Annotated in this window: 23 protein-coding genes and 1 tRNA gene; 14 read left to right on the forward strand and 10 right to left on the reverse strand. The window is 68.7% G+C overall.

The genetic code is table 11. The features are described 5' to 3' along the window. Window positions 1-2 precede the first annotated feature (2 nt). Window positions 3-797, forward strand: a complete 795-nt coding sequence (locus tag AX708_RS17470) for a PhzF family phenazine biosynthesis protein (RefSeq protein ID WP_066528088.1) — start codon at window positions 3-5, stop codon at window positions 795-797. A 17-nt stretch (window positions 798-814) separates the two neighbouring features. On the opposite strand, the gene AX708_RS17475 is transcribed toward AX708_RS17470, so the two are convergent. After that, entirely contained in the window at window positions 815-1,960 is a 1,146-nt protein-coding gene (locus tag AX708_RS17475; protein WP_066528090.1) for a serine hydrolase, read from the reverse strand. 92 nt (window positions 1,961-2,052) lie between these two features. Here AX708_RS17475 and AX708_RS17480 point away from each other — a divergent pair, with 92 nt between their 5' ends. Next, entirely contained in the window at window positions 2,053-2,349 is a 297-nt protein-coding gene (locus AX708_RS17480; protein ID WP_197426003.1) for a hypothetical protein, read from the forward strand. 121 nt (window positions 2,350-2,470) lie between these two features. Here AX708_RS17480 and AX708_RS17485 read toward each other — a convergent pair whose 3' ends face one another. From AX708_RS17485 to AX708_RS17500, 4 genes are read right to left on the reverse strand one after another with little or no spacing between them, the layout of a single operon-like run. Beyond that, window positions 2,471-2,905, reverse strand: coding sequence for a DUF2141 domain-containing protein (locus AX708_RS17485; protein ID WP_066528700.1), 435 nt, complete (start codon window positions 2,903-2,905; stop codon window positions 2,471-2,473). After that, window positions 2,902-3,675, reverse strand: a complete 774-nt coding sequence (locus AX708_RS17490) for a sterol desaturase family protein (protein ID WP_066528701.1) — start codon at window positions 3,673-3,675, stop codon at window positions 2,902-2,904. The genes AX708_RS17485 and AX708_RS17490 overlap by 4 nt, the downstream gene beginning before the upstream one ends. Before the next feature lie 46 nt (window positions 3,676-3,721). After that, window positions 3,722-4,216: an MmcB family DNA repair protein gene (locus AX708_RS17495; protein WP_066528704.1), complete on the reverse strand. Its 495-nt coding sequence runs from the start codon at window positions 4,214-4,216 to the stop codon at window positions 3,722-3,724. A gap of 43 nt (window positions 4,217-4,259) precedes the next feature. Continuing rightward, a complete protein-coding gene (locus AX708_RS17500) occupies window positions 4,260-4,643 on the reverse strand; it encodes a hypothetical protein (protein WP_066528706.1) in 384 nt (127 codons plus the stop codon). 156 nt (window positions 4,644-4,799) lie between these two features. Between AX708_RS17500 and AX708_RS17505 the strand changes: the two genes are divergently transcribed. After that, window positions 4,800-4,876 (forward strand) — tRNA-Arg (locus tag AX708_RS17505). A 151-nt stretch (window positions 4,877-5,027) separates the two neighbouring features. Here AX708_RS17505 and AX708_RS17510 read toward each other — a convergent pair. From AX708_RS17510 to ald, 3 genes are all read right to left on the reverse strand, one after another. Then, complete coding sequence (locus tag AX708_RS17510) at window positions 5,028-6,857, reverse strand: DUF885 family protein (RefSeq protein ID WP_066528709.1); 1,830 nt, start codon at window positions 6,855-6,857, stop codon at window positions 5,028-5,030. A 95-nt stretch (window positions 6,858-6,952) separates the two neighbouring features. Next, window positions 6,953-7,855, reverse strand: a complete 903-nt coding sequence (locus AX708_RS17515) for an AraC family transcriptional regulator (protein ID WP_066528711.1) — start codon at window positions 7,853-7,855, stop codon at window positions 6,953-6,955. 97 nt (window positions 7,856-7,952) lie between these two features. Then, entirely contained in the window at window positions 7,953-9,047 is a 1,095-nt protein-coding gene (ald, locus tag AX708_RS17520) for an alanine dehydrogenase (protein ID WP_066528715.1), read from the reverse strand. A gap of 137 nt (window positions 9,048-9,184) precedes the next feature. Here ald and AX708_RS17525 point away from each other — a divergent pair, with 137 nt between their 5' ends. The 3 genes from AX708_RS17525 to AX708_RS17535 all read left to right on the forward strand — a co-directional run bounded on the left by AX708_RS17525 (window position 9,185) and on the right by AX708_RS17535 (window position 11,761). Further along, the gene (locus AX708_RS17525) at window positions 9,185-9,625 is read left to right on the forward strand and encodes an Lrp/AsnC family transcriptional regulator (RefSeq protein WP_066528716.1); all 441 of its coding nucleotides are present in this window, start codon (window positions 9,185-9,187) and stop codon (window positions 9,623-9,625) included. A 199-nt stretch (window positions 9,626-9,824) separates the two neighbouring features. After that, window positions 9,825-10,859: a diacylglycerol kinase family protein gene (locus AX708_RS17530; RefSeq protein ID WP_066528719.1), complete on the forward strand. Its 1,035-nt coding sequence runs from the start codon at window positions 9,825-9,827 to the stop codon at window positions 10,857-10,859. Beyond that, the gene (locus AX708_RS17535; RefSeq protein WP_066528722.1) at window positions 10,856-11,761 is read left to right on the forward strand and encodes a hypothetical protein; all 906 of its coding nucleotides are present in this window, start codon (window positions 10,856-10,858) and stop codon (window positions 11,759-11,761) included. Before AX708_RS17530 ends, AX708_RS17535 begins: the two co-directional genes overlap by 4 nt. Window positions 11,762-11,764: 3 nt before the next feature. On the opposite strand, the gene AX708_RS17540 is transcribed toward AX708_RS17535, so the two are convergent. Continuing rightward, complete coding sequence (locus AX708_RS17540; protein ID WP_066528724.1) at window positions 11,765-12,289, reverse strand: DUF2141 domain-containing protein; 525 nt, start codon at window positions 12,287-12,289, stop codon at window positions 11,765-11,767. Window positions 12,290-12,531: 242 nt separating this feature from the next. Here AX708_RS17540 and rpe point away from each other — a divergent pair, with 242 nt between their 5' ends. The 8 genes from rpe (at window position 12,532) to AX708_RS17580 (ending at window position 21,015) form a co-directional block, all read left to right on the forward strand. Further along, window positions 12,532-13,194, forward strand: coding sequence for a ribulose-phosphate 3-epimerase (gene rpe, locus AX708_RS17545; RefSeq protein ID WP_066528727.1), 663 nt, complete (start codon window positions 12,532-12,534; stop codon window positions 13,192-13,194). Then, a complete protein-coding gene (locus AX708_RS17550) occupies window positions 13,195-15,063 on the forward strand; it encodes a heparinase II/III family protein (protein WP_066528736.1) in 1,869 nt (622 codons plus the stop codon). A gap of 8 nt (window positions 15,064-15,071) precedes the next feature. Next, the gene (gene purH / locus AX708_RS17555) at window positions 15,072-16,673 is read left to right on the forward strand and encodes a bifunctional phosphoribosylaminoimidazolecarboxamide formyltransferase/IMP cyclohydrolase (RefSeq protein WP_066528738.1); all 1,602 of its coding nucleotides are present in this window, start codon (window positions 15,072-15,074) and stop codon (window positions 16,671-16,673) included. A 374-nt stretch (window positions 16,674-17,047) separates the two neighbouring features. Continuing rightward, window positions 17,048-17,233 carry a hypothetical protein gene (locus AX708_RS17560; protein WP_066528740.1) on the forward strand — a complete coding sequence of 62 codons (186 nt, stop codon included), beginning with the start codon at window positions 17,048-17,050 and terminating at the stop codon, window positions 17,231-17,233. A gap of 3 nt (window positions 17,234-17,236) precedes the next feature. Then, window positions 17,237-17,917: a peptide-methionine (S)-S-oxide reductase MsrA gene (gene msrA / locus AX708_RS17565; protein ID WP_066528742.1), complete on the forward strand. Its 681-nt coding sequence runs from the start codon at window positions 17,237-17,239 to the stop codon at window positions 17,915-17,917. Window positions 17,918-17,991: 74 nt separating this feature from the next. Next, window positions 17,992-18,456: a Fur family transcriptional regulator gene (locus tag AX708_RS17570; protein ID WP_066528745.1), complete on the forward strand. Its 465-nt coding sequence runs from the start codon at window positions 17,992-17,994 to the stop codon at window positions 18,454-18,456. Window positions 18,457-18,527: 71 nt separating this feature from the next. Next, complete coding sequence (gene dxs, locus AX708_RS17575) at window positions 18,528-20,459, forward strand: 1-deoxy-D-xylulose-5-phosphate synthase (RefSeq protein WP_066528746.1); 1,932 nt, start codon at window positions 18,528-18,530, stop codon at window positions 20,457-20,459. After that, window positions 20,452-21,015, forward strand: a complete 564-nt coding sequence (locus tag AX708_RS17580; protein ID WP_066528748.1) for an STM3941 family protein — start codon at window positions 20,452-20,454, stop codon at window positions 21,013-21,015. Before dxs ends, AX708_RS17580 begins: the two co-directional genes overlap by 8 nt. Window positions 21,016-21,022: 7 nt before the next feature. Here AX708_RS17580 and AX708_RS17585 read toward each other — a convergent pair. Continuing rightward, on the reverse strand, window positions 21,023-21,539 hold a 517-nt coding region (locus AX708_RS17585), incomplete at its 5' end, for an MlaA family lipoprotein (protein ID WP_197426418.1).

Here is a 21,539-nt window from a genome sequence, read left to right on the forward strand (position 1 = left end):
AAATGCCCCAGAAAATCCCCTACTGGCACGTCGATGCCTTCGCTGCGGCCCCCTTCGGCGGGAATCAGGCGGCGGTGATGGTGCTCGAGGAGTGGCTGCCCGATGAGACCCTCGTGCAGATCGGCGGTGAGAACCTCTTCGCCGAAACCGCCTTCGTGGTGCGCGATACGACCGGAGAGGCCGATTGGGAGCTGCGCTGGTGCACCCCCACCTATGAAATCGCGCTGTGCGGCCATGCGACGCTGGCGAGCGGGCATATTCTCCTCGGGCGCGACGGGGGTGAGCGGATCACCTTCCGCACGCGCAAATCGGGCATTCTCGAAGTTGTGAAGGCGGGGGAGGGCTACGAGCTGGCGCTCCCCGCGATCCACACGACGCCGGGTGACTATCCCGAAGCGGTCGCGTTGCTCGGCGCGACTCCGCTTGAGGTGTGGCGCAACGAGGGGCGCTACAACATCTTCCTGTTCGAGAACGAGGCCGAGGTCCGCGCGCTCGATCCCGACATCCGCGGGCTCGGGGCGCTGGGCACCGACCAGTTCATCTGTACCGCGCCCGGGGACAAGACCGACATCGTCAGCCGCGTCTTCGTGCCCGGCGGCGGGGTGGACGAGGATTCGGTCACCGGCTCGGCCCATGCGGTGCTGACCCCGTTCTGGGCGAAGAAGCTGGGTCGCGAGAGCTTCAGCGCGCATCAGGCGAGCCAGCGGGGCGGCGATCTGACGCTCCGGCTCGATGGTGAGCGCGCGTGGCTCGGCGGGCCCTGCGTGACGGTGGTCGAGGGCGCGTTCTACCTCTGACCTCTCCTCTTGAGAGGTCACCTCTCCGGATAGAGCTCCAGCACATCGGCCGCCTGTTGCAGCATCGGCGGGCGCTGCGCGGTGTCCGAATGGCCGAGGCGCACCAGCGTCACCTGCTGGCTCGGCGAGACCAGCACATATTGGCCCATGTGGCCGATCAGGCTGAACATGCTGTGAGGCGCGCGGTCGGGGAAGAGCGGGTGGTCCTCGGGCGCGCGGCCGGGGACGGGGCGGTTGAGCCAGATCTGGAAGCCGTAATGCGCAGCTGCCGGCGAGGGGGTGACCATCGCCTCGACCCAGCGTTGCGGGACGAGCTGTTCGCCGCCCGGCGCGCGGCCTTTGCGGCGCAGGAACTCGCCGAACTTCGCCCAGTCGCGCGCGGTGGCGTGCATCAGCGAGCCGCCGATCAGCGTGCCCGAGGCGTCGAACTCGGGCACCATGCTGGTCATGCCGAGCGGGCCGAACAGCCGCTGGTGCAGGTAATCGGCTACCGCCTTGCGCCGCGCCTCGGGCTTGTCGCTGCTGGTCAGCGCGCGCGCGGCGATATCGGCGAGGATGACGCTGGTGTTCGAGGAATATTCGAAGCGCTTGCCCGGCTCGGCCTCGAGCGGCTGCTCCTCGGCCCACTTGGCCATGTCGTCGCGCCCGTCGAGGAACAGCATCCTGACCTCGGAGGACTCGTAAGGCGGATCGCCTGCCTCGGTGTGCCTGAGGCCGCTCCTCATCTGGAGCAGGTGGCGCAGGGTGATCTCGCCGCGCGGATCGCCCTGGCGCTGCCACAGCGGGACGGGGGCGGGCGAATCGAGCGCCAGCAGCCCGTCGGAGACCAGCATCCCGATCAGCACGCCGGTCACGGTCTTGGCCATCGACCAGCTGATGAAGCGGGTGTCCTTGCTGTAGCCCGGGCCATAGCGCTCGGCGGCGAGCTTGCCGTTCGCCATAAGCACCACCGCGCGGGTCTCTCCGAGGCCGGGCATGGTGAACAGGTCGTCGATCTCGCGCGCCAGCCGGTCCTTCGGCGCGCCCGCATCCCTGGTGACGGCGGCCTTGGCCTCCTCGGTCAGCGGAGCCTCGGCCGCCGGCGCCGCGCCGCAGCCAGCGAGCATCAGGAGGGCTGGCGCCAGCGGAAAGGCGCGGTTAAGGACGGCGTCGCTGAGGGTCATCGCGCCCTCATTCCCCGAAGCATGAAGGCTTGGCAATGGCGAAATCACCCGCAGCAGCGCGTCCTCGCACAAGGCGGCGTTGGGGCCTGTGGTTGCTCGCGATCATCGCCGCCGGCCTCGGCACAGCGGCCTTCGCCTTCCGCAGCGAGATCAATGGCTACGGCAGCGTGTCGGCGGCCTATTCGGCGCGGGTGGCGTGCTCGTGCCGCTATGTCGCGGGCCGTCCGCTCGGGGACTGCGCGAAGGACAAGCTCGCCGGGATGGAAGCAGTCACGCTGGTCGAGGACAACGAAACGAAGAGCGTCACCGCGCGCTTCCCACTGGTCGCCAGCGCCACCGCGACCTACCGCGAGGGATACGGCTGCGTGCTGGAGCCCTACGAGGGCTAGGCGGTCTTTGATTGCGGCCACCTTCGGTGGCGCAGACCTCCCGCCCACCATAACATAGTGGTACTATTGGTGGCCGGGTGGGGAGGCGGGGCGGGAGGTCTGCGTCGCGCGTCAGCGCGACCTAGAGAAAATACCTCATCTTGATGGTCAGGCGCTGCGTGCCCTCGCCCACCTGCATCACCGCGTCTTTGAACTTGGGCGGCGCCATCTTCACCGGCGCATCGCGCGAGAAGCCATAGCCCTCCTTGGGCATCATCCCCATCGCGCGGTCGGCCTTGCCGTTGTTGTTCTCGTCATGCAGCAGCGCGATCCCGTAGGCGCCGGGCTTCACGCCGGTGAAGCGGATTTCCTTCGTGGTCGCGGGCACCACGGTACGATAGGCATTGGGATCGTTGACGCATTTGGGGAAGATGTCCGCGCGCGTGGTCATGCAGGCGCGGATCACGCCCTTGGCCGAGCGCACGTCGGTGACGGTGATCACCACCTCGCCCGCTTGCGCCGGAGCCGCCGCGGCCAGCCCCGCCGCCAGCCCTGCCAGAGCAAGCGCGCGCCTCATGCCGCCGCGCTTCCGGCGTGCCCCGCCTCGGCGACGATCCGCTTCGAGAGCCCCTTGTCCGTCCCGCACAGCCGGTCCCAAAGCCGGAAATAGAGCCCGTAATTGCATCTGTATTCCTCGTGATGACGCTCGTGATGGCTGGCGGTTATCAGCCAGTTCCCTAGCGGCGAATGAACGAGCCAGCGCGGGAACATCTCCCACCCCATGTGATTGGTGACCCCCATCACCGTCGCGATGGTCAGCACGAGGCCGAGCACGGCGACATGGATCGGCACCAGGAACACCAGGACCGGCACGACCACCGCGCCGGTCACCGCCTCGATCGGGTGAAAGCTCATCGCGGTCCATGCCGTGGGCGGCTTGCTGTCGTGGTGGACCGCATGCGCGATCCGGAACCACTTGGGCCGGTGCATGAAGCGGTGGCTCCAGTAGAAGCAGGTGTCCTGCACGAAGAGATAGATAAGCAGCGAGACCGGGTGATACCACAGGGGCAGCACCGCCCAGTCGGCGGTCATCAGCGTCCAGCCGTGGTGCTTCCAGCCCCACAGCACGATCCCCGCGGGCGTCCCGTAGATCGCCGCCGAGAGCAGCGACCAGCGCACCTCGCGGCCGATCTGCGCGCGCTTGCCGGCGTAGAGCCCGGGGCGCATCTTCGCCGTCGCATAGGCGAACAGCCCGCTCGTCAGCACGTAACGCAGCGCGACGATCAGCGTGACCGCCAGACTGACGATCAGCAGCGCAAGCGGGACGGGGGTGTCGGCGGGGAGCATGGCGGGGCAGCTATGCCGCAAATCCGCAGGCCGCGACAGGCCTAACTCAGCCGTGCGCGTCCAACGTGGTCGCCAGCGGGTCGAGCAGCGCCATGTGCCGCCGCATCGCCGCCCGCGCGAGATGCTCGACCTGCGCCTTGCGGCGCGCCGGGGCGAGCGGCTCCAGCGCGGCGGAGCGCAGGATCTCGGCATCATAGCCATCGGCGACGATCACGCCGCAGGTGCCGGGCCGGTAAGCCTCGCTCTCCAGCGGGCTGCGATCGAGCGCAGGGGGCAGGCCCCAATAGAACCGGTCGCAGAAATCGAGATAGTCGGGCCACTTGGCATCGCCGAGCAGATCGGCGCGCGCGACCTTGATCTCGACGATCACGATCAACCCCTTGGCATCGATCCCCATCAGGTCGGCGCGGCGGCCGTTCTTGAGCGGCACCTCGGGCAGGCACCAGATGTCGTTGCGCGCGAACAGCCGGCCGATCCCCCGCGCGACATCGCTCGCGGTGAGGATCGGCGAATCAGGAGCGAGGGACGGAGCGCCGGACATGGCCCAGAGTTGGAACGAAAGTGGAACGCAGTCAAGCCTGCGGTCAAGCGGGTTCGGTCGCCGGGGCCTCGAGCACGCTCACCATCGCCGTGCGCGCGGCGTGGAATTCGCGCCACAGCACCAGCGCGGGGGCGGAGGTGTCCTGACCGCGGCGCGTGAGCGTGCCGAGCGCGGCAAGGCCAGTGTCGAGCATCGCCGCGCAATCGGCCACGGTGCGGGCGACCAGCGCGCGCTGCCACGGCGCGGCGCGGGTGATAATGGTGCCAAGCTCGCCGCCGATTTCGACCGGCTCGGGCGCAAGCCGCGCCAGCAGCGCGAGCGCCGCCGCCTGCCCGTGCAGCGCGACGAGCGCCTCGGCCAGCACCTCGGGCGCCGGCACGGGGGCGGAGGCCTCGGGGAGAATCGGCTCGGGCGGAAGCGTTGCCATGGGCCAGAGCTTATGAGCGCATGCTTGCCGATTGGTTAAAGCCCCTCCCGAGTCTACCCCCGGGAGGGAGGGCCGGGCACCGCACAATTGTGTGGCGCCGCCGCCCGCCTCTTGCTAAGCGGCCGCCCGCGCGCAACAATGCCCGCGCACGGCGATGCACCCGTAGCTCAGCTGGATAGAGCGCTGCCCTCCGAAGGCAGAGGTCACAGGTTCGAATCCTGTCGGGTGCGCCAAAGGCGCGGCCTTCCGCAAGGAGGGCCGCGCCTTTGGCGTTTCATGACGGAGCGAACCTCGTTCGGAAGCGGAGCGCCGCAGGCGCGCAGCTGGCGGAGCGGCGCAGCCGCGGAGCAATCCTGTCGGGCGCCCCGCCGCGAGCGTTATTCCTCACCCCTTCGCCCGCGCCGCGATCCATGCATCCACCCGCCGCTCGAGGATCGAGAGCGGCTGCGATCCGCTGGCGATCAGGAGGTCGTGGAAGCCCTTCACATCGAACTTCGCGCCGAGCTTGGCCTCGGCCCGCGCGCGCAATTCCATGATCTTGAGCATCCCGATCTTGTAGCCGGTCGCCTGGCCGGGGAGGGTGATGTAGCGCCGCACCTCGGATCGGGAGCGTTCGATCGGCTGGCGGCCGGTCTCGTTCATGTATGTGACCGCCTCGTCCTCGGTCCAGCCGAGCGCGTGAATGCCGGTGTCGACCACCAGCCGCGCGGCGCGGAACAACTCGGCATCGAGGCGCATGAAGTCCGCCGCGATGTCGGGATAGGCGCCCATCTCCTTGCACACCGCCTCGGCATAGAGGCCCCAGCCCTCGCCGAACGCGACATAGCCGGTGACCGCGCGGAACTTGGGCCCGCCTTGCTGGCGCACCTGGATGTCGCCCTGCATGTTGTGGCCCGGGATCGCCTCGTGGCACATCAGCGTGTACATCGCCGCCGGATCGGGCACGGTGCCGACGAGGTGGACATAGGTCTTCGCGGGGCGCTTGCCGTCGGGGCTCGGGGCCGAGGCGTGGGCGGCGCCGCCCGCGACTTCGGAGAAGGCGGGCTCGCGCACCACCTCGATCCCGTAGGCGGGCAGCTCGCCGAACCAGCCCGGCAGCAGCGTGCGGGTCTTGGCGACGAAGGCATTGGCGGTGTCGAGATATTCCTTCCTCGCCGCATCGTCATACTGGCGCGGCGGGTAGAGGCGCTTGCGCTCGGCATAGAAGGCGTGGCGGTCGGCAAACCCGGCCTGGCGGGCCAGCGCATCCTGCTCGGCCTCGATCCGGGCGACTTCGGCAAGGCCCGTCGCATGGATCTCGGCTGCCGTCATGTCGGTGGTGGTGACGAGCTTCAACTCGCGCTCGTAATATTCGAGGCCCCCCGGCAGGGTCAGCGCGCCGACCTTGCCGCTGGGCGCGGTCGGCAGGCTGGCCTCGGCCCACTGGATGATTGCCGCGTAAGCGGGCTGGAGCGCGAGGATCGCGGCCTTCGCCTCCGCGAGCAGCGCATCGGCCTCGGCCTGAGGCAGCGTGCCGGCCGCGACCAGCGCCGCCGTCTTGGCCTTGATGTCGGCCCACAACGCGGCGTCCGGGCCCTCGCCAAAAGGCGCGCCCGAGGTCAGCTTGCGGCTGCCTTCGATGATCGTCTCGAACTGGAAGCGCGGCGGGTTGATCCCCGCCCTCTGGCTCGCCTGCGACCGCTCGAGCGCGGCCGCCAATACGGCGGGCATGCTATTCAGACGGCCGATATAATTCCTGAGGTCGGCGGTGTCGGCGACGGTGTGGGTGTTGATCAGGAAATCGGGGAGCTGGCTGTGCGCCGAATAGAGCCGCGAATAGAACGGCGGGCGATAGATGCGGTTAGCGAGCGCGATCTCGGCCCGCTCGGCCTCGAGCGCCCAGATGTCGTAATTGACCTGCGCGGCAGGCGAGAGCTTGGCGCGGTCGAACTGCGCCTTCATCCGCGCGACGCTGGCCTTGCGCCATTCGACCTCGGCGCGGGCGGCCTCGTCCGAATTGTCGTTCCAGCGGTCGCCGCCCTGCTTGATCCCGAGCCTTGTGGCCAGCTGCGGCTGGGTCTTCACCCAGACGGCGAATTCGGCGTCGAGAAAGGCGGTGAGGCTCGCGTCCTCGCTCTGTGCGGCGGGCGCGGCGGCGGTCTGGGCGAAGGCGGCGGCAGGCAGCATCGCGGCGGCAAGCGCCATGGCGAGGCTGAAGGTCAGCGGGTTGGTCATCGGCAAGTCCCCTTGGCGCAGCTGTGGCGCATCGCGCCAGCCTAGCGGGCGCGCGAGTTGCGCTGAAGTCCCCTTTATCGAGCAGGGTGCGCAGTTCAGCGCAAACGGCGGTAGGCGCTGGGGCTGATCCCGTTGTGCTGGCGGAACGCGCGGGCAAAGGCCCCGCCGCCCGAATAGCCGACAGACAGGCCGATCTCGGTGATGTCGGTATCGGTCTCGCGCAGCAGCCGGCGCGCCTCGGTCATGCGACGCTCGATGATATAGGCGTGCGGCGGCTTGCCGACGCTCGCCGCAAAAGCGCGCACGAAGTGGAACGGCGAAAGCGAGATCAGCGCGGCGAGGCGTTCGACCGGGTGCTCGCCCGCAAGATCGGCCTCGATCCACTCCTTGACGCGTTTGATCTGCCATGGCGCGAGACCGCCCCTGGCGATCGCCGGGGGCACCGCGCGCTTCGGCACACCCGCAAGGCGAAGCAGTTGCAGGACCACCGCCGACAGCGCCGCGTCCGAGAACTGTGTGGCCATCGGATCCCGCTCTCGGCCCTCGCGCCACAATTGGCCGATGAGGTAGCTGATCGAAGGGCATTCGATCATCTGTGCGTGCAGCGCCCCCAAATCCTCGATCGGTGCGAGGCCCGCGTTCTCGGCGATCGTGCCGATCGCGGTCCAGGGCACGCTCAGCGAAAGCAATTCGAACGGGCTATCGCACTCGAAATGGCCATGCGTGCCGGGCGGGGCGAGGTCGAACTGGCCAGGGCGCTTGATCCCCTCGAACCGCCCGAAGCCGAAATCGGCGGCGTAGCGCAGCTCGCCCGCCGTCAGGAGATGCAGGACCAGCTCGGGCACCGCCGGGTCGGGCAGGGGCGTATCGGCGCGGAAGCGGAAGATGCGTGCGTTGCGGCTGCCGGGCAGAGCGCGGGCCTCGGCGGAAACGGAAGGGGATAGCCCGCGGGCCACGAAAGCATCGAAGCTCTCATAGTCCTGCAGCGGCGCTCTCATAAGCGTGTGCGCCGCCCGTGATAATGCGAATCATTCCCCTGCATTGGCGAAGGCCTATCACAAGCGATAGGGTTTGCGAAATCTTGCTATCGGGATGTCAGCCGAGCGGCAGGCCGAGCGCCTGCGCGACCGCGGCGATGTGGAGCTTGCCGCCCGAGACATTGAGCCCCGCCGCCAGATGCGGATCGCCCGCCATCGCGGCGTCGGCGCCCTTGTTCGCGAGCTTGAGCACGAAGGGCAGCGTCGCATTGCCGAGCGCGATGGTCGAGGTGCGCGCGACCGCGCCGGGCATGTTGGCGACGCAGTAATGGATCACGCCGTCCACGGTGAACACCGGGTCCTCATGGGTGGTCGCATGGCTGGTCTCGAAGCAGCCGCCCTGGTCGATCGCGATGTCGACCACCACCGCGCCCGGCCGCATGCTGGCGATCATCGCGCGGGTCACCAGCTTGGGCGCCGCCGCGCCCGGGACCAGCACCGCGCCGATCACGAGGTCCGCCCCGGCCACCGCTTCGGCAATCGCGGCGCTGGAGGAGAAGGCGGTGCGGATCTGATTACCGAAGGTCATGTCGAGCTCGGCGAGGCGGCGGTTGGAGATGTCGAAGATGGTCACATCGGCGCGCAGGCCCACCGCCATCTGCGCCGCGTTCACCCCGGCAACCCCGCCGCCGAGGATCACCACCTTGCCCGGCTCGACCCCCGGCACGCCGCCGAGCAGCACCCCGCGCCCGCCCTGGTGCTTTTCGAGATAATGCGCCCCGCACTGGACGCTCATCCGTCCGGCGACTTCGGACATGGGCTTCAGGAGCGGCAGCGAGCCATCGGGGGCGGTGACGGTTTCGTAGGCGATGCACGTCGCCCCGCTCGCCATCAGCCCCTCGGTCTGGGGCTTGTCGGCGGCGAGGTGGAGGTAGGTGAAGAGCAGGTGGTCGGGGCGCAGCAGCGCAATCTCGGAAGGCTGCGGCTCCTTGACCTTTACGATCATCTGCGCGGCCTCGAACACCGCAGGGGCGTCGGCCACGATGCGCGCGCCAGCGGCGACGTAGGCGGCGTCGAGGAAATCCACGCCCGCGCCCGCGCCTGCCTGCACCACCACCTCGTGCCCCGCCCGCACCAGTTCGGCGACGGCTGCCGGGGTCAGGCCGACGCGGTATTCATTGTTCTTGATTTCGGTGGGAACGCCGACGCGCATGGGGGATCTCCTGCTCTGCTCTCTCGCGCGGCTTGTAGCAGGAGGGGCGAGCGGGTTCTTCGCAATGATCGGCATGGGAGCGGGTCTTGGCGGGAAATTCTTGCGTCCGGCGCCCGCTGCGCGCATGAAAATCCCGTATGGACCGCATCGACCGGACAATTCTTGAGCTGCTGGCCGCGGACTCGCGCCTCACCGGCGAGCAGCTCGGCGAGCGGGTGGGCCTCAGCCCCTCGGCCGCGCACCGACGCGTGAAAGCGCTGGAGGAGACCGGCGCGATCCTTGGCTACCGGGCGCGGCTGTCCCGCGCGGCGCGGGGCAATCCTTCCACCGTGTTCGTCCAGGTCACGCTCACCGACCAGCGGCAGGCGACAATGCTGGCCTTCGAAGACGCCCTTGCCCGCACCCGCGAGGTGGCCGAGGCACACCTGATGAGCGGTCAGTCCGACTATCTCGTCAAGGTGCTGGTGCCGGGCGATGACAGCTACGAGCGGATCCACCGCGAGATCCTCTCCGCGCTGCCCGGCGTGCAGCGGCTGGTCAGCCAGTTCACGATCCGCACCCTCGAAGCCGGCGACTGACCCCGCCTTCCGCCGCATTGCGGCAATTGCGCGACATTGATGGCAATCCGGTGAAAGATTCTCGTCTTATGCGGGCTAGGTTTCATCGCATCCCCCTTGTTTTCCGCGGTGGAAGACCGATCTGGCGGGATCCGTTCTGTTACAGTTCAGGGTCATCATTGCAGTAGCAAGTTAGTTTTTCGACCGATATAGGACCAATATGGCAACGCCGATCTACGAATTTGCGCAGATTCCGCGGCTCGATCCCGCGGTGAAGGCGCGTGCCCGCGTGCGCCGCGTGCGCGATGCGGGGCAAGCTCCGACGGTCGGCGTGATCTACAATCCGCGCAGCCACCGCAATCTCGGTGCCGATTTCGACTGCGGCATCTGCCCGCACGTCCACATCGCCCAGCCGCGGGAGCGCGGACAGCTGCCGCAGGCGCTCGCCGAATTCGCCGCCAAGGGCATCGATCTGCTCGTCATCAACGGCGGCGACGGCACGGTGCGCGACGTGCTGACCTGCGGACAGGCGGTGTTCGGCGATGACTGGCCCGCGATCGCGGTGCTCCCGAAGGGCAAGACGAACGCGCTCACGGTCGATCTCGGCGTCCCCGAGGACTGGGGGCTGCAGGACGCGATCGACGCGCTCGATCACGGCAGCCGCATCCACCGCCGCCCGATGCTGGTTTCGCCCTCGAAGGAGCCGGGCAAGCGCGTGGCGGGCTTCATCATGGGTGCGGGCGCCTTCACCAAGGCAACCCAGGCAGGGCAGAGCGCGCACAAGCTGGGCGCCTTCGACAGCATGGTCGTGGCGGTCACCGGCGTGTGGGCGCTGCTGCAATCGCTGTTCGCCGGGCGCGGCAATGCCTGGCGCAAGGGCGCGCGGATGGCGATCGGCCTCGGCACGGCGGACGCGCCGATGGCGCATAGCGGCCACGGCGATCCGGCGATGCGCCAGCTCCTCTTCGCCTCGACCCTCGAGCGGCTGCCCGCCGGGATCAAGCCCTTCGGCCCGCTCCGCAACGGGCTCAAGCTGGTGGCGATCGACCAGATCCCGCGCCGTACCACCGCGCTGATCCCGCTGGTGCTGCTCGGCAAGATCAAGGGCCCCCTGCGCGAGCGCGGCATCCACCAGTTGGCCGCGACCCAGTTCAGCCTGTCGATCGGCGACCAATTCATCCTCGACGGCGAGGCCTTCCCCGCGGGCGATTATCGCATCGAGCAGGGGCCGGAGCTCGCCTTCGTCGCCCCATGAGCGGTAGCGCCGGGGCGCTCGCCGAGCGGATTGCCGCGCGCCTCGCCGCCCCCGTCGATCCCGCTGTCGCCGATTTCGCCCGCGCCCTCGCCAGCTCCGCAGGGGCGGTGGCGGTGCTGTTCTACGGGTCGAACCTGCGCACCGGATCCCTTGAAGGCGTGCTCGATTTCTACCTGCTGCTCCCCGGCAGCAAGGAAAGCGCGATCTGGCCGCGGGTGTCCTATCACGAGCGGGCGGCGGCAGGGGCGATCCTGCGCGCCAAGGTCGCCACCATGCGGCTGGCGACTTTCGCCCGGGCCGCGAGCGGCGCGCTAGCCGATACCACCATCTGGGCGCGCTTCGTCCAGCCCTCGGCGCTGATCTGGGCCGCCGATGACGCCGTCAAGGCCGAGGTCGTCACCGCCATCACGTCGGCCGCCACCACTGCCGCACGCCTCGCCGCCGCGCTCGGCCCCGCGAGCGGCACCGCTGAGGACTATTGGCGCGCACTGTTCCGCGCTACCTACAGCGCCGAATTCCGGGTCGAGAAACAGGGCCGCGAGAACGACATTCTGGGCGTTAACGCCGATCACTTCGAAGGATTGCTGCCGCTCGCGCTGGAGGCCGGGGGCATTCCTGCGGACCTCGACGGCACCATCCTAACCCCGCACCTGATTCCGGCGGAGCGGGCGCGCATTCGGGGCTGGTGGAAGCGCCGCCGCCGGCTCGGCAAGCCGCTGAACCTGCTGCGGCTCGTCAAGGCGAGCACCACCTTCGAGGGCGCGGCGCGCTATGCCGCGTGGAAGATCGAGCGCCACACCGGGATGCCGGTCAAGGTGACGCCCTTCCGCGAACGCTTCCCACTATTGGCCGCGCCGCAGGTGTTGTGGGACCTCAGCCAACACCGCCGCAGCCAGCGCTGAACGTCAAAGATAAATCATCGAAATCGTCATCCGCGTTACCCCAGGGCCCGCCGAGAAGCGCACCTTCTCGAGCGGGGGTGCCTGCGGGATGATGCCCAGCACCTTCTTGAACCCCGGATTGTTCGACATACCCGCCCCGTCGGTGGAGATATCGGTCTTGCGGTTGCCGTTGACGTCATGTTGGACGGCGATGGCAAAGTCGCCCGTCGAAGGGAGCGGCACGCAGACCGTCATGCTGCCCGCCTGCGGCTTGGCATCCACCCGGATGACGTAGCGCTTGCTCACCAGCCAGTCGGATTTCTGCGCGGGATAGGCGCGCACGAACAGGTTGCCCGCCGAAGACTTGAGGCCGGTCACCGTGATCCGCACCGCCGGGCCCTTGCCCGCGGCGCACTGGCCGAGATCATTGCCCACGGCCCGGCCATAGGCATAGCCCTGCGCCGCCACCGGCGCGGCAAGCACGGCCACAAGCGCCAGCCCGGCGAGGGCGCGGCGCGCAAGGAGGGAAGGGGACGAAATGGCGGTCATCGGCAAACTCGCAACGAAAGATCGGCAGAACGGGCGCGCAAGCGGGAGGGAGAGAGCGCCGCGCGCTGAGAGGAATAGCACCGGGGGTATGGCGCAATCTGCCTGAATTGCGGCTTAATTGGCCGCATCCGCCCCGTTCATCCGCCTGCCGCGGTGGAAAAGCATACAAATCGCCTTGTCGCGCGAATCGCCGCGCTCCTATGTCCGGTAAAGCGTCCCAGAAAGGCTCACGCGCCCGCGCCATGACCACGCCCCTGATCTCCCCCTCGATCCTGTCCGCCGACTTTGCCCGACTGGGCGAGGAGGTGCGCGCCATTGATGCGGCGGGGGCGGACTGGATTCATATCGACGTGATGGATGGCCATTTCGTGCCGAACATCACCATCGGCCCCGACGTCGTGAAGGCGCTGCGTCCGCACACCACCAAGCCCTTCGACGTCCACCTGATGATCGCGCCGGTCGACCCCTACCTCCAGGCCTTCGCCGATGCGGGCGCGGACATCATCACCGTCCATCCCGAAGCCGGTCCGCACATCCACCGCACGCTGCAGGCGATCAAGGCGCTCGGCAAGAAAGCCGGCGTCGTGATCAATCCCGGCACGCCGGTCGAGGTGCTCGACAACCTGATGGACCTCGCCGACCTAATCCTCGTGATGAGCGTCAACCCCGGTTTCGGCGGGCAGAGCTTCATCCCCAGCCAGCTCGACAAGATCGCGCGCATCCGTTCGATGATCACCCGCTCGGGCCGGGCGATTCATCTCGAGGTCGACGGCGGGGTCAATGCCGAGACCGCACGGCTGTGCGTCGAGGCGGGGGCGGATGTGCTGGTGGCAGGCTCGGCGACCTTCAAAGGCGGGCCGGAGCATTACGCCGCCAATATCGCCGCGCTGAAAGGCGCAAGGTAAGTGGCGAGCCTGCTGCGCTCCCCCGCCGCCACCCGCGCCGAGGCGCTGGTCGAGCGGGTGGCGGATGCGCCGGTGCTACCGCTCGGCAGCGCGCCGGAAACGGGCGCCGAGGCCGCCCCGCCGCCCGTAGAGGAGCCGTCACGCGCGCTGGCGCTGAGTGACGTCATCGCGGTCAAGTCCGGCCCGGGCGAAGCGCTGATCCGGCTCGCCTATCGCTTGGGCGTCCCCGGCCATGCCATCGCCGCCCCTTTCCGCCGCCCGCAGGCGGTGCGGGTGACGGCGACGGTGGAAAGCCCCAACCGCGGCGACCGCACCGCGGGCACGGCCCTGCGCGCCGGGCATTTCCTGATCCACGGCGTCCGGCTGCCCATCAGCAGCTTCGACTTCTCGCCGAGCGCACATCATGCTCCCGGTGTCGAGCGGGTGGTGCATTCCTTCGGCTGGCTCGCCGATCTCGCCGCCTGTGCCTCGCGCGCCGATGGTGCGGCGGTGGCCGAGCGGATCGCCGGGCTGTGGCTCCATGCCCATGCCACGCCCGGCAAGGGGCCCGCATGGGAGACCGAGCTGGCGGGGCTGCGCCTCGTCGCATGGCTGGTCCACGCGCCGCTGATCCTCGGCGGCAATGACAAGGGGCTGAAGGCGCGCCTCCTCGCCGCCATTGCCGAGACCGCGGGCTGGCTCGACAAGCGCGCGCCGAGGGAGCCCGCCGGCTTAGGCCAGGTCGCGGCCTGGGCGGGCGTCGTGGCGGCGGGGCTGCTGCTTCCCCACGGCAAGCCGCGACGGCTGTTCGGCGAGGCGGGGCTGGTCACTGCACTCGGCGACATGGTGGGCGAGGATGGCGGCGTGCTGTCGCGCTGCCCCGCCGCGCAATTGGAGGCGATCCACCTGCTCACCGATCTGCTGGCGTGCTACGATGCGGCGCGGGTCACGCCGCCGCCTGCGCTTGGCGTGATGCGCGAGTTGCTGGTGCCGCCGCTCCTCGCGCTGCGCCATGGCGACGGGGCGCTGGGCTGCTGGCAGGGGCAGGGAGCCATCGCGGCCGACCGCGTCAACGCCGTGATCGAGGCCGCGGGCGTGCGCACCCGCCCGCTCGCCGCGGCGCAAGGCTGGGGCTACCAGCGCATCAAGTCGGGCGAGACGCTGCTGCAATTCGACACCGCTCCGCCCCCGCGCAGCAAACACGCACGCACCGGCTGCGCCTCCACCCTCGCCTTCGAGCTTTCCGACGGGCCGCAGCGGATCATCGTTAATTGCGGCGGCTCGGCGCTTGCCGGGGGACAGGTTCCTGCGCGCATCGGGCAGGGCCTGCGCGCCACCGCCGCCTTCTCGACGCTGGTGCTCGACAACGCCAATTCGACCGCGGTGCTGCTCCACGGCAAGCTCGGGAAGGGGGTCGAGACGGTGGAGTTCGACCGCCGCCAGATCGCCCGCCCCGGCCACCGCGAGGCGACCCGGATCGAGGCCGCGCATGATGGCTACGCCGGCCGCTTCGGCCTCAGCCACCAGCGCATCCTGACGCTGTCGGGCGACGGCACCGAACTGGCAGGCGAGGATATCCTCGTCCCCACCAGCCGGGGCGGCAAGCGCGGCAAGATCGGCTTCGCGATCCGTTTCCATCTGGGGCGCGGGGTCGAGGTGCAGCTCACCCCCGACAAGCGCGGCGCGAGCCTGCTCCTGCCCGACGGTCGGCTCTGGCAATTCCGCTTGGGTGGCGATAGGGGCGGGGCCGACGAGATCACCTTGCACGCCGAGGACAGCCTTTGGGTCGACGGCGAGGGCCGCCCGCATGCGACCGAGCAGCTGGTGATCGAGGGACTGGCATTGCGCAGCGGGGGACAATTCTCCTGGCGCTTCAAGAAAACGGGGTAGGTTCCGGCATGAGCGATGGTGTGATCCGGCGGGCGCTGCTGTCAGTGTCCGACAAGAGCGGTTTGGCGGACCTCGGCCGCGAACTGGCGGAGCGGGGCGTCGAGCTGGTGAGCACCGGCGGCACCGCCAAGGCTTTGCGCGAGGCGGGCCTCGTGGTGAAGGACGTGTCGGACCTCACCGGCTTTCCGGAGATGATGGACGGGCGGGTGAAGACCCTCCACCCCACGGTCCATGGCGGGTTGCTCGCCCTGCGCGACAACCCCGAGCACGTCGCCGCGATGGAGGCCCACGGGATCGGCGCGATCGACCTCGTCGTGGTCAACCTCTACCCCTTCGAGGCGACGGTTGCGAAGGGTGCCTCGCGCGAGGAGATCATCGAGAACATCGACATCGGCGGGCCTTCGATGGTGCGCTCGGCGGCGAAGAACCACGGTTTTGTGACGATCCTCACCGATCCCGCCGATTACGCCACGCTGGTCGAAGAGATGGACGCCAATGGCGGCGCGACCACGCAGGCGTTCCGCACGCGAATGGCGGGGAAAGCCTATGCGCGCACCGCCGCCTATGATTCGGCGATTGCCAGCTGGTTCGCCTTCTCCCCCGCCGCTTCGGACGAGCCGACGCTGTTCCCCGAAACGCTCCCCATTGCGCTGAAACGCGCCGATACGCTGCGCTATGGCGAGAACCCGCACCAGATGGCGGCGATCTATGTCCCGCAGGTGGCGGGGACCGCGGGCGTGCCGCAGGCGGTGCAGCTGCAGGGCAAGGAGCTCAGCTACAACAACCTCAACGACGCCGATGCGGCGCTTGAACTGGCGGCGGAGTTCGCCGGGCAGGAGCCTGCGGTCGTCATCGTCAAGCACGCCAACCCCTGCGGTGTGGCGCAAGGCGGCTCGCTGCTTTCCGCATGGGAGGCGGCGCTGGCCTGCGATTCCGTCTCGGCCTTTGGCGGGATCGTCGCGGTCAACACCGAGCTCGACGCCGCGACTGCCGAGGCCATCAGCGCGATCTTCACTGAAGTCGTGATCGCCCCCAGCGTCTCAGCCGAGGCGCGCGAGATCTTCGCCAAGAAAAAGAACCTGCGCCTGCTCGAATGCGGTGCGCTGCCGAACCCGCGTCGCGGGGGCCTCGCCCTCAAGACCATCGCCGGGGGCGTGCTGATCCAGTCGCGCGACAACGGCGCGATCACCGCCGACGATCTCAAGGTCGTCACCAAGCGCGCGCCGACCGAACAGGAGCTGAAGGACTGCCTGTTCGCCTGGACCGTCGCGCGGCACGTCAAGTCCAACGCCATCGTCTACGCCAAGGACGGCGCGACCGCCGGGATCGGCGCAGGGCAGATGAACCGCCGCGATTCGGCCCGGATCGCCGCGATCAAGGCGAAGGAAGCCGCCGAAACCCACGGCTGGGACGCCCCGCGCACCGTGGGCAGCGCGGTTGCCTCGGACGCCTTCTTCCCCTTCGCCGACGGGCTGATCTCGGCCGCCGAAGCGGGCGCGACCGCCGTGATCCAGCCCGGCGGCTCGATCCGCGACGACGAAGTGATCGCTGCCGCCGACGCCGCAGGGCTGGCGATGGTCTTCACCGGGATGCGGCATTTCAGGCACTGATGTGTGCGGGGGCGCCTCCGCGCCCCCGTCCTCGGTGCTGTTTCGATCCCTGCGGGATCGAGCACCTGCGGGCGGCCGGTCGGCCTTGCGGGCCTTCGGCCCGATGCGGTCCTCCCCCTTGGGGAAGGGGACCACCCGCAGGGTGGTGGAGGGGCGCGCGCCGGTGCTCCGGAGATGTCCGTAAGAAGATTTACGCATTCGTCGCATCCCGCGCACGGTTCGGCCTGCATTGCTCGCGCGCGCAACTATTTTTCACCGCATCCGTAACCAGTATAGGGCCGCGACCCTAATACGGCCTGTCGCCAGTTCATCCCGCCGCAATCCGGCCGCGGGCAAGGAACCGGCGGAAACTTACGCGATTCACGAGTCCCCCAATGCGCCTCTTCTCTTCCGACTTGTTCCGCAATTTCGGCATCGGCTTCGTCCTCGGGGCGGTGCTGATCGTCGGTGCGAACGCGGAAAGCTGGAGCGTCGCGGTGGCCTCGCCTGCGCAAGCGGCCGAAATGTACCAGGCACCCGCCCCCGCAGCCGAGTTCGTGATCGCGCCTGACAAGGGCTGATCCATGAACAAATTCGCCGCACTCCTCGTCGCCGGTTCGCTGGCGCTGAGCGCCTGCGCGGGCCCCGCGCTGGCCGAGGAACCCGTCGCCGCCCCCGCCGCCACCCGCGTCGCCAAAGAAACTGCCGGCCTCAAGACGGCGGTCTTCGCCGGCGGCTGCTTCTGGGGGGTCGAGGGCGTGTTCAGCCATGTGAAGGGCGTCAAAAGCGCGGTCTCGGGCTACCACGGCGGCACGCAGAAGAGCGCGAAATACGACCTCGTCTCGAGCGGGGTGACCGATCACGCCGAGGCCGTGCGCATCACCTATGACCCGGCGGTGGTGCGTTACGACCAGCTGCTGCGGATCTTCTTCTCGGTTGTCGCCGATCCGACGCTCAAGAACCGCCAGGGCCCGGATGTCGGCACCCAGTACCGCAGCGCGATCGTGCCGATGAGCGCCGAACAGAGCGCGGTCGCCAAGGCCTACCTCGCCCAGCTCGGCAAATCCGGGCTGTGGGCCAAGCCGATCGCCACCAAGGTCGAGCCTTACAAGGCCTTCTACGCGGCCGAAGCCTATCACCAGGACTTCATGCTCGCCAACCCGACGCACGGCTACATCCGGCGCTGGGACGCCCCCAAGGTGGCGGCGCTGAAGCGCATGTACCCGAGCTTCTACCGCGCGAGCTTCCTGAAAGACGCGGGGTAAGCCCCGTCAAGGGGGTGGACACCACACTCCACCCCCACTGGCGCTCTACCCCAAGCCTCATTATATTCGCAGGCATGGGACAGCACGCGCACAGCCATCACGAACTCGCCGGGGCGGACCTCGTCGCCGAAGCCGCCCGCGCGCTGGTCGCGTCCGGCGAGCAGTGGACCTCGATGCGCGAGGCCGTTTTTGCCGAGCTCGCCCGGCACGAGCGCCCGGTCTCGGCCTACGACATAGCCGACAACCTTTCTGCGGCGCGCGGCAAGCGGGTCGCGCCCAACTCGGTCTACCGCATCCTCGACCTGTTCGTGGCCAACAACCTCGCGATGCGGGTCGAAAGCGCCAATGCCTATCTCGCCAACACTCACCCGGGCTGCGCGCATGACTGCATTTTCCTCGTCTGCGACGAATGCGGCGAGGCCGCGCATGTCGACGACGAAGAGGTGAGCCGCGCCGTCCGCGCCATCGCCTCCGCCCGCGATTTCCAGGCGACGCGCCCGGTGCTGGAGATCAGGGGCCTGTGCAAGGCGTGTGCATAGGCCGTGCTCGTTTGATCTGACGCAAGCCTTGGCGTCGACACACCCGTTTTCCGGGTGTAAGGCCGAGTGTTATGACACAATCGCCTTACACGCCTCTGCTCGATCAGGTTGACACTCCCGACGACCTGCGCCGCCTCAAGCCCGAACAGCTCCGCCAACTCGCCGACGAACTGCGCACCGAGATGATCGATGCGGTCAGCACCTCGGGCGGGCATCTGGGTTCGGGCCTCGGCGTGGTCGAGCTGACCGTGGCGATCCACTATGTCTTCAACACGCCAGAGGACAAGCTGGTCTGGGACGTGGGGCACCAGTGCTACCCGCACAAGATCATCACCGGCCGCCGCGACCGCATCCGCACCCTGCGCCAGGGCGGGGGCCTCAGCGGCTTCACCAAGCGGTCCGAGAGCGAATACGATCCCTTCGGCGCGGCGCATTCCTCGACCTCGATCAGCGCGGCGCTGGGCTTTGCCATCGCCAACAAGCTCCAGAACAGGCCGGGGCGCGGGATCGCGGTCATCGGTGACGGCTCGATGAGCGCCGGGATGGCCTACGAGGCGATGAACAACGCCGCGCAGGCGGGCAACCGGCTGATCGTGATCCTCAACGACAACGACATGTCGATCGCCCCGCCGGTCGGGGGGCTTTCGGCCTATCTGGCGCGGATGGTGTCTTCTTCGGAATATCTCGGCATCCGCAGCCTCGCCTCGCGCGCGGTCAAGAAGATGAGCCGCCGCCTCCACGACACCATCGGCAAGGCCGAGGAATTCACCCGCGGCATGGTCACGGGCGGCACGCTGTTCGAGGAGCTCGGCTTCTACTACGTCGGCCCGATCGACGGGCACAATCTCGATCACCTCCTGCCGGTGCTCGAGAACGTGCGCGACACCAGCGAAGGCCCGGTGCTGATCCATGTCGTGACCGAGAAGGGCAAGGGCTATGCCCCGGCCGAGAACAGCGCCGACAAGTATCACGGGGTGCCCAAGTTCAACGTCGTCACCGGCGAGAAGGCCAAGAGCGCGCCGTCCGCGCCCGCCTATCAGGACGTGTTCGGCCTGACGCTGGCCAAGCTCGCCGAGAGCGACGAGCGCATCTGTGCCATCACCGCCGCCATGCCGAGCGGCACGGGCGTCGACAAGTTCGCCAAGGCGCACCCGGCGCGCACCTTCGATGTCGGCATCGCCGAACAGCACGCAGTGACCTTCGCGGCAGGCCTCGCGGCGGAGGGGATGCGGCCCTTCGCGGCGATCTATTCGACCTTCCTCCAGCGCGCCTACGACCAGGTGGTGCACGATGTGTGCATCCAGAACCTGCCGGTGCGCTTCGCGATCGACCGCGCCGGGCTGGTCGGTGCCGACGGGGCCACCCATGCGGGCAGCTTCGACATCACCTATCTCGCCACCCTGCCCAACATGGTGGTGATGGCCGCCGCCGACGAGGCCGAGCTGGTCCACATGACCTACACCGCCGCCGAGTATGACGAAGGCCCGATCGCCTTCCGCTACCCGCGCGGCAACGGCACCGGCGTGCCGCTCCCCGAGGTCCCCGTGAAGCTCGAGATCGGCAAGGGCCGATTGGTGCGCGAGGGCAGCAAGGTTGCGATCCTCTCGCTTGGCGCGCGCCTGACCGAAGCGCTGAAGGCCGCCGACACGCTCGAAGCCAAGGGGCTTTCGACCACCGTCGCCGACCTGCGCTTCGCCAAGCCGCTCGACGAGGAGTTGATCGCGAAGCTGATGCGCAGCCACGAGGTGATCGTCACGGTCGAGGAAGGCGCCATCGGCGGCCTCGGCGCACATGTCCTGACCTTCGCCAGCGACGAGGGGCTGACCGACAACGGGCTGAAGGTCCGCACATTGCGCCTGCCCGACATCTTCATCGATCACGACGATCCGATGAAGCAGTACGATCAGGCCGGCCTCAACGCGCCGCAGATCGTCGATACAGTCCTGAAGGCGCTCAAGCACAACAGCGCCGGGATCGAGACGGGCGAAGAGGCGCGTGCCTGACTCGCCGCCCGAAAGCGCGCCCGAACCCTTCGTCGCGCGCTATTCGGTTCCCAAGCTGCTGGTCTGGATCATCGGCCCGGGCGGTATGGCGCTGCTCGGATGGGTCTTCGCTGCCCCCGCCCTACGCGGCGGCAACTTGATCGTCGCCGCCGCCTGCGTGCTGGGCGTGCTGTTTTTCGGCGGGATCGCAGCCGTCCACACCCGCCGCCTGTTCGACCGCCGCCCGCAAGTGATGATCGACGCTTCGGGGCTTTACGTGCGGTCACATGGCGAGACGCGGATAGTGTTGCGCTCCATCAAGAGTGTGCACGCGGACAGCATGGGCCAGATCAGCATGACGCTCTACAAGCCGGCGAAATACCCGATCGAAACCCGCCATCGCCGCTTCCTTTATCGCATCAACGGCAGCGCCGCGCGCGGCTTCTTCGGCGATGTGTGGGTCCGCACCAGCGTGCTGGATTGCTCGCAAGGCGCGCTGCTGGGCGCGATGGCAGCGCATCGCCCCATGACTGAGTTCGAAAGGCAGCTCGAAGAGCGGATCGCCGCTAACCGCTAGGCGCGCTCTAGCGCGGCCGGGTGATCAGCAGGCTTTCGTGATTGGCGGGCGGTTCGACCGGCGTGGCCTCGCTCGCAGCCGGGGCCGGAGCCTCGGGCGCAGCGCGCGAGGCCGCCTTCATCGCCTCCAGCTCCTCCAGCCACATCCGGTCGCGTTCGGAGATCGGCTCGCCCTTCAGCTCGGCGATGTCGCGGCGGCGCTGGGCGAGGTAGGTCTCGCGGCGCAGGCGATAGGGGTCGTCGGAGTTGCGGATGCTGGCGATCTCCTCGTCGAAGGCGATGCGCTGATCGAGGCCGTTCACCACGAAATAGGTCGCCGCATATTCGATCCGGTTGAAGGGCTTGCCCACCGCAACCGGCAGCAGCAGCTGATCGAGCGTGCTCCCCGCCAGATCGCGCACGCTCGTCGCGCCCGTTACCGGCAGGTAGAGGTACGGCCCGGGGCCCACGCCGTAGAAACCCAGCGTGTTGGCAAAGCCGTTGCGGCGATAGGGCAGGCCCCCCTTCTTGCCCGCCACGTCGAAC

Origin of the sequence: Erythrobacter sp. CCH5-A1, assembly GCF_001557115.1 — a bacterium.
Classification (GTDB): Bacteria; Pseudomonadota; Alphaproteobacteria; order Sphingomonadales; family Sphingomonadaceae; genus Erythrobacter.

What these genes read in the sequence shown, in the direction of transcription:
- AX708_RS17470 (WP_066528088.1), top strand. Translation starts at nt 3, where the DNA reads ATGCCCCAGAAAATCCCCTACTGGCACGTCGATGCCTTCGCTGCGGCC.
- AX708_RS17475 (WP_066528090.1), bottom strand. Translation starts at nt 1,960, where the DNA reads ATGACCCTCAGCGACGCCGTCCTTAACCGCGCCTTTCCGCTGGCGCCA.
- AX708_RS17485 (WP_066528700.1), bottom strand. Translation starts at nt 2,905, where the DNA reads ATGAGGCGCGCGCTTGCTCTGGCAGGGCTGGCGGCGGGGCTGGCCGCG.
- AX708_RS17490 (WP_066528701.1), bottom strand. Translation starts at nt 3,675, where the DNA reads ATGCTCCCCGCCGACACCCCCGTCCCGCTTGCGCTGCTGATCGTCAGT.
- AX708_RS17495 (WP_066528704.1), bottom strand. Translation starts at nt 4,216, where the DNA reads ATGTCCGGCGCTCCGTCCCTCGCTCCTGATTCGCCGATCCTCACCGCG.
- AX708_RS17500 (WP_066528706.1), bottom strand. Translation starts at nt 4,643, where the DNA reads ATGGCAACGCTTCCGCCCGAGCCGATTCTCCCCGAGGCCTCCGCCCCC.
- AX708_RS17510 (WP_066528709.1), bottom strand. Translation starts at nt 6,857, where the DNA reads ATGACCAACCCGCTGACCTTCAGCCTCGCCATGGCGCTTGCCGCCGCG.
- AX708_RS17515 (WP_066528711.1), bottom strand. Translation starts at nt 7,855, where the DNA reads ATGAGAGCGCCGCTGCAGGACTATGAGAGCTTCGATGCTTTCGTGGCC.
- ald (WP_066528715.1), bottom strand. Translation starts at nt 9,047, where the DNA reads ATGCGCGTCGGCGTTCCCACCGAAATCAAGAACAATGAATACCGCGTC.
- AX708_RS17525 (WP_066528716.1), top strand. Translation starts at nt 9,185, where the DNA reads ATGGACCGCATCGACCGGACAATTCTTGAGCTGCTGGCCGCGGACTCG.
- AX708_RS17530 (WP_066528719.1), top strand. Translation starts at nt 9,825, where the DNA reads ATGGCAACGCCGATCTACGAATTTGCGCAGATTCCGCGGCTCGATCCC.
- AX708_RS17535 (WP_066528722.1), top strand. Translation starts at nt 10,856, where the DNA reads ATGAGCGGTAGCGCCGGGGCGCTCGCCGAGCGGATTGCCGCGCGCCTC.
- AX708_RS17540 (WP_066528724.1), bottom strand. Translation starts at nt 12,289, where the DNA reads ATGACCGCCATTTCGTCCCCTTCCCTCCTTGCGCGCCGCGCCCTCGCC.
- rpe (WP_066528727.1), top strand. Translation starts at nt 12,532, where the DNA reads ATGACCACGCCCCTGATCTCCCCCTCGATCCTGTCCGCCGACTTTGCC.
- purH (WP_066528738.1), top strand. Translation starts at nt 15,072, where the DNA reads ATGAGCGATGGTGTGATCCGGCGGGCGCTGCTGTCAGTGTCCGACAAG.
- AX708_RS17560 (WP_066528740.1), top strand. Translation starts at nt 17,048, where the DNA reads ATGCGCCTCTTCTCTTCCGACTTGTTCCGCAATTTCGGCATCGGCTTC.
- msrA (WP_066528742.1), top strand. Translation starts at nt 17,237, where the DNA reads ATGAACAAATTCGCCGCACTCCTCGTCGCCGGTTCGCTGGCGCTGAGC.
- AX708_RS17570 (WP_066528745.1), top strand. Translation starts at nt 17,992, where the DNA reads ATGGGACAGCACGCGCACAGCCATCACGAACTCGCCGGGGCGGACCTC.
- dxs (WP_066528746.1), top strand. Translation starts at nt 18,528, where the DNA reads ATGACACAATCGCCTTACACGCCTCTGCTCGATCAGGTTGACACTCCC.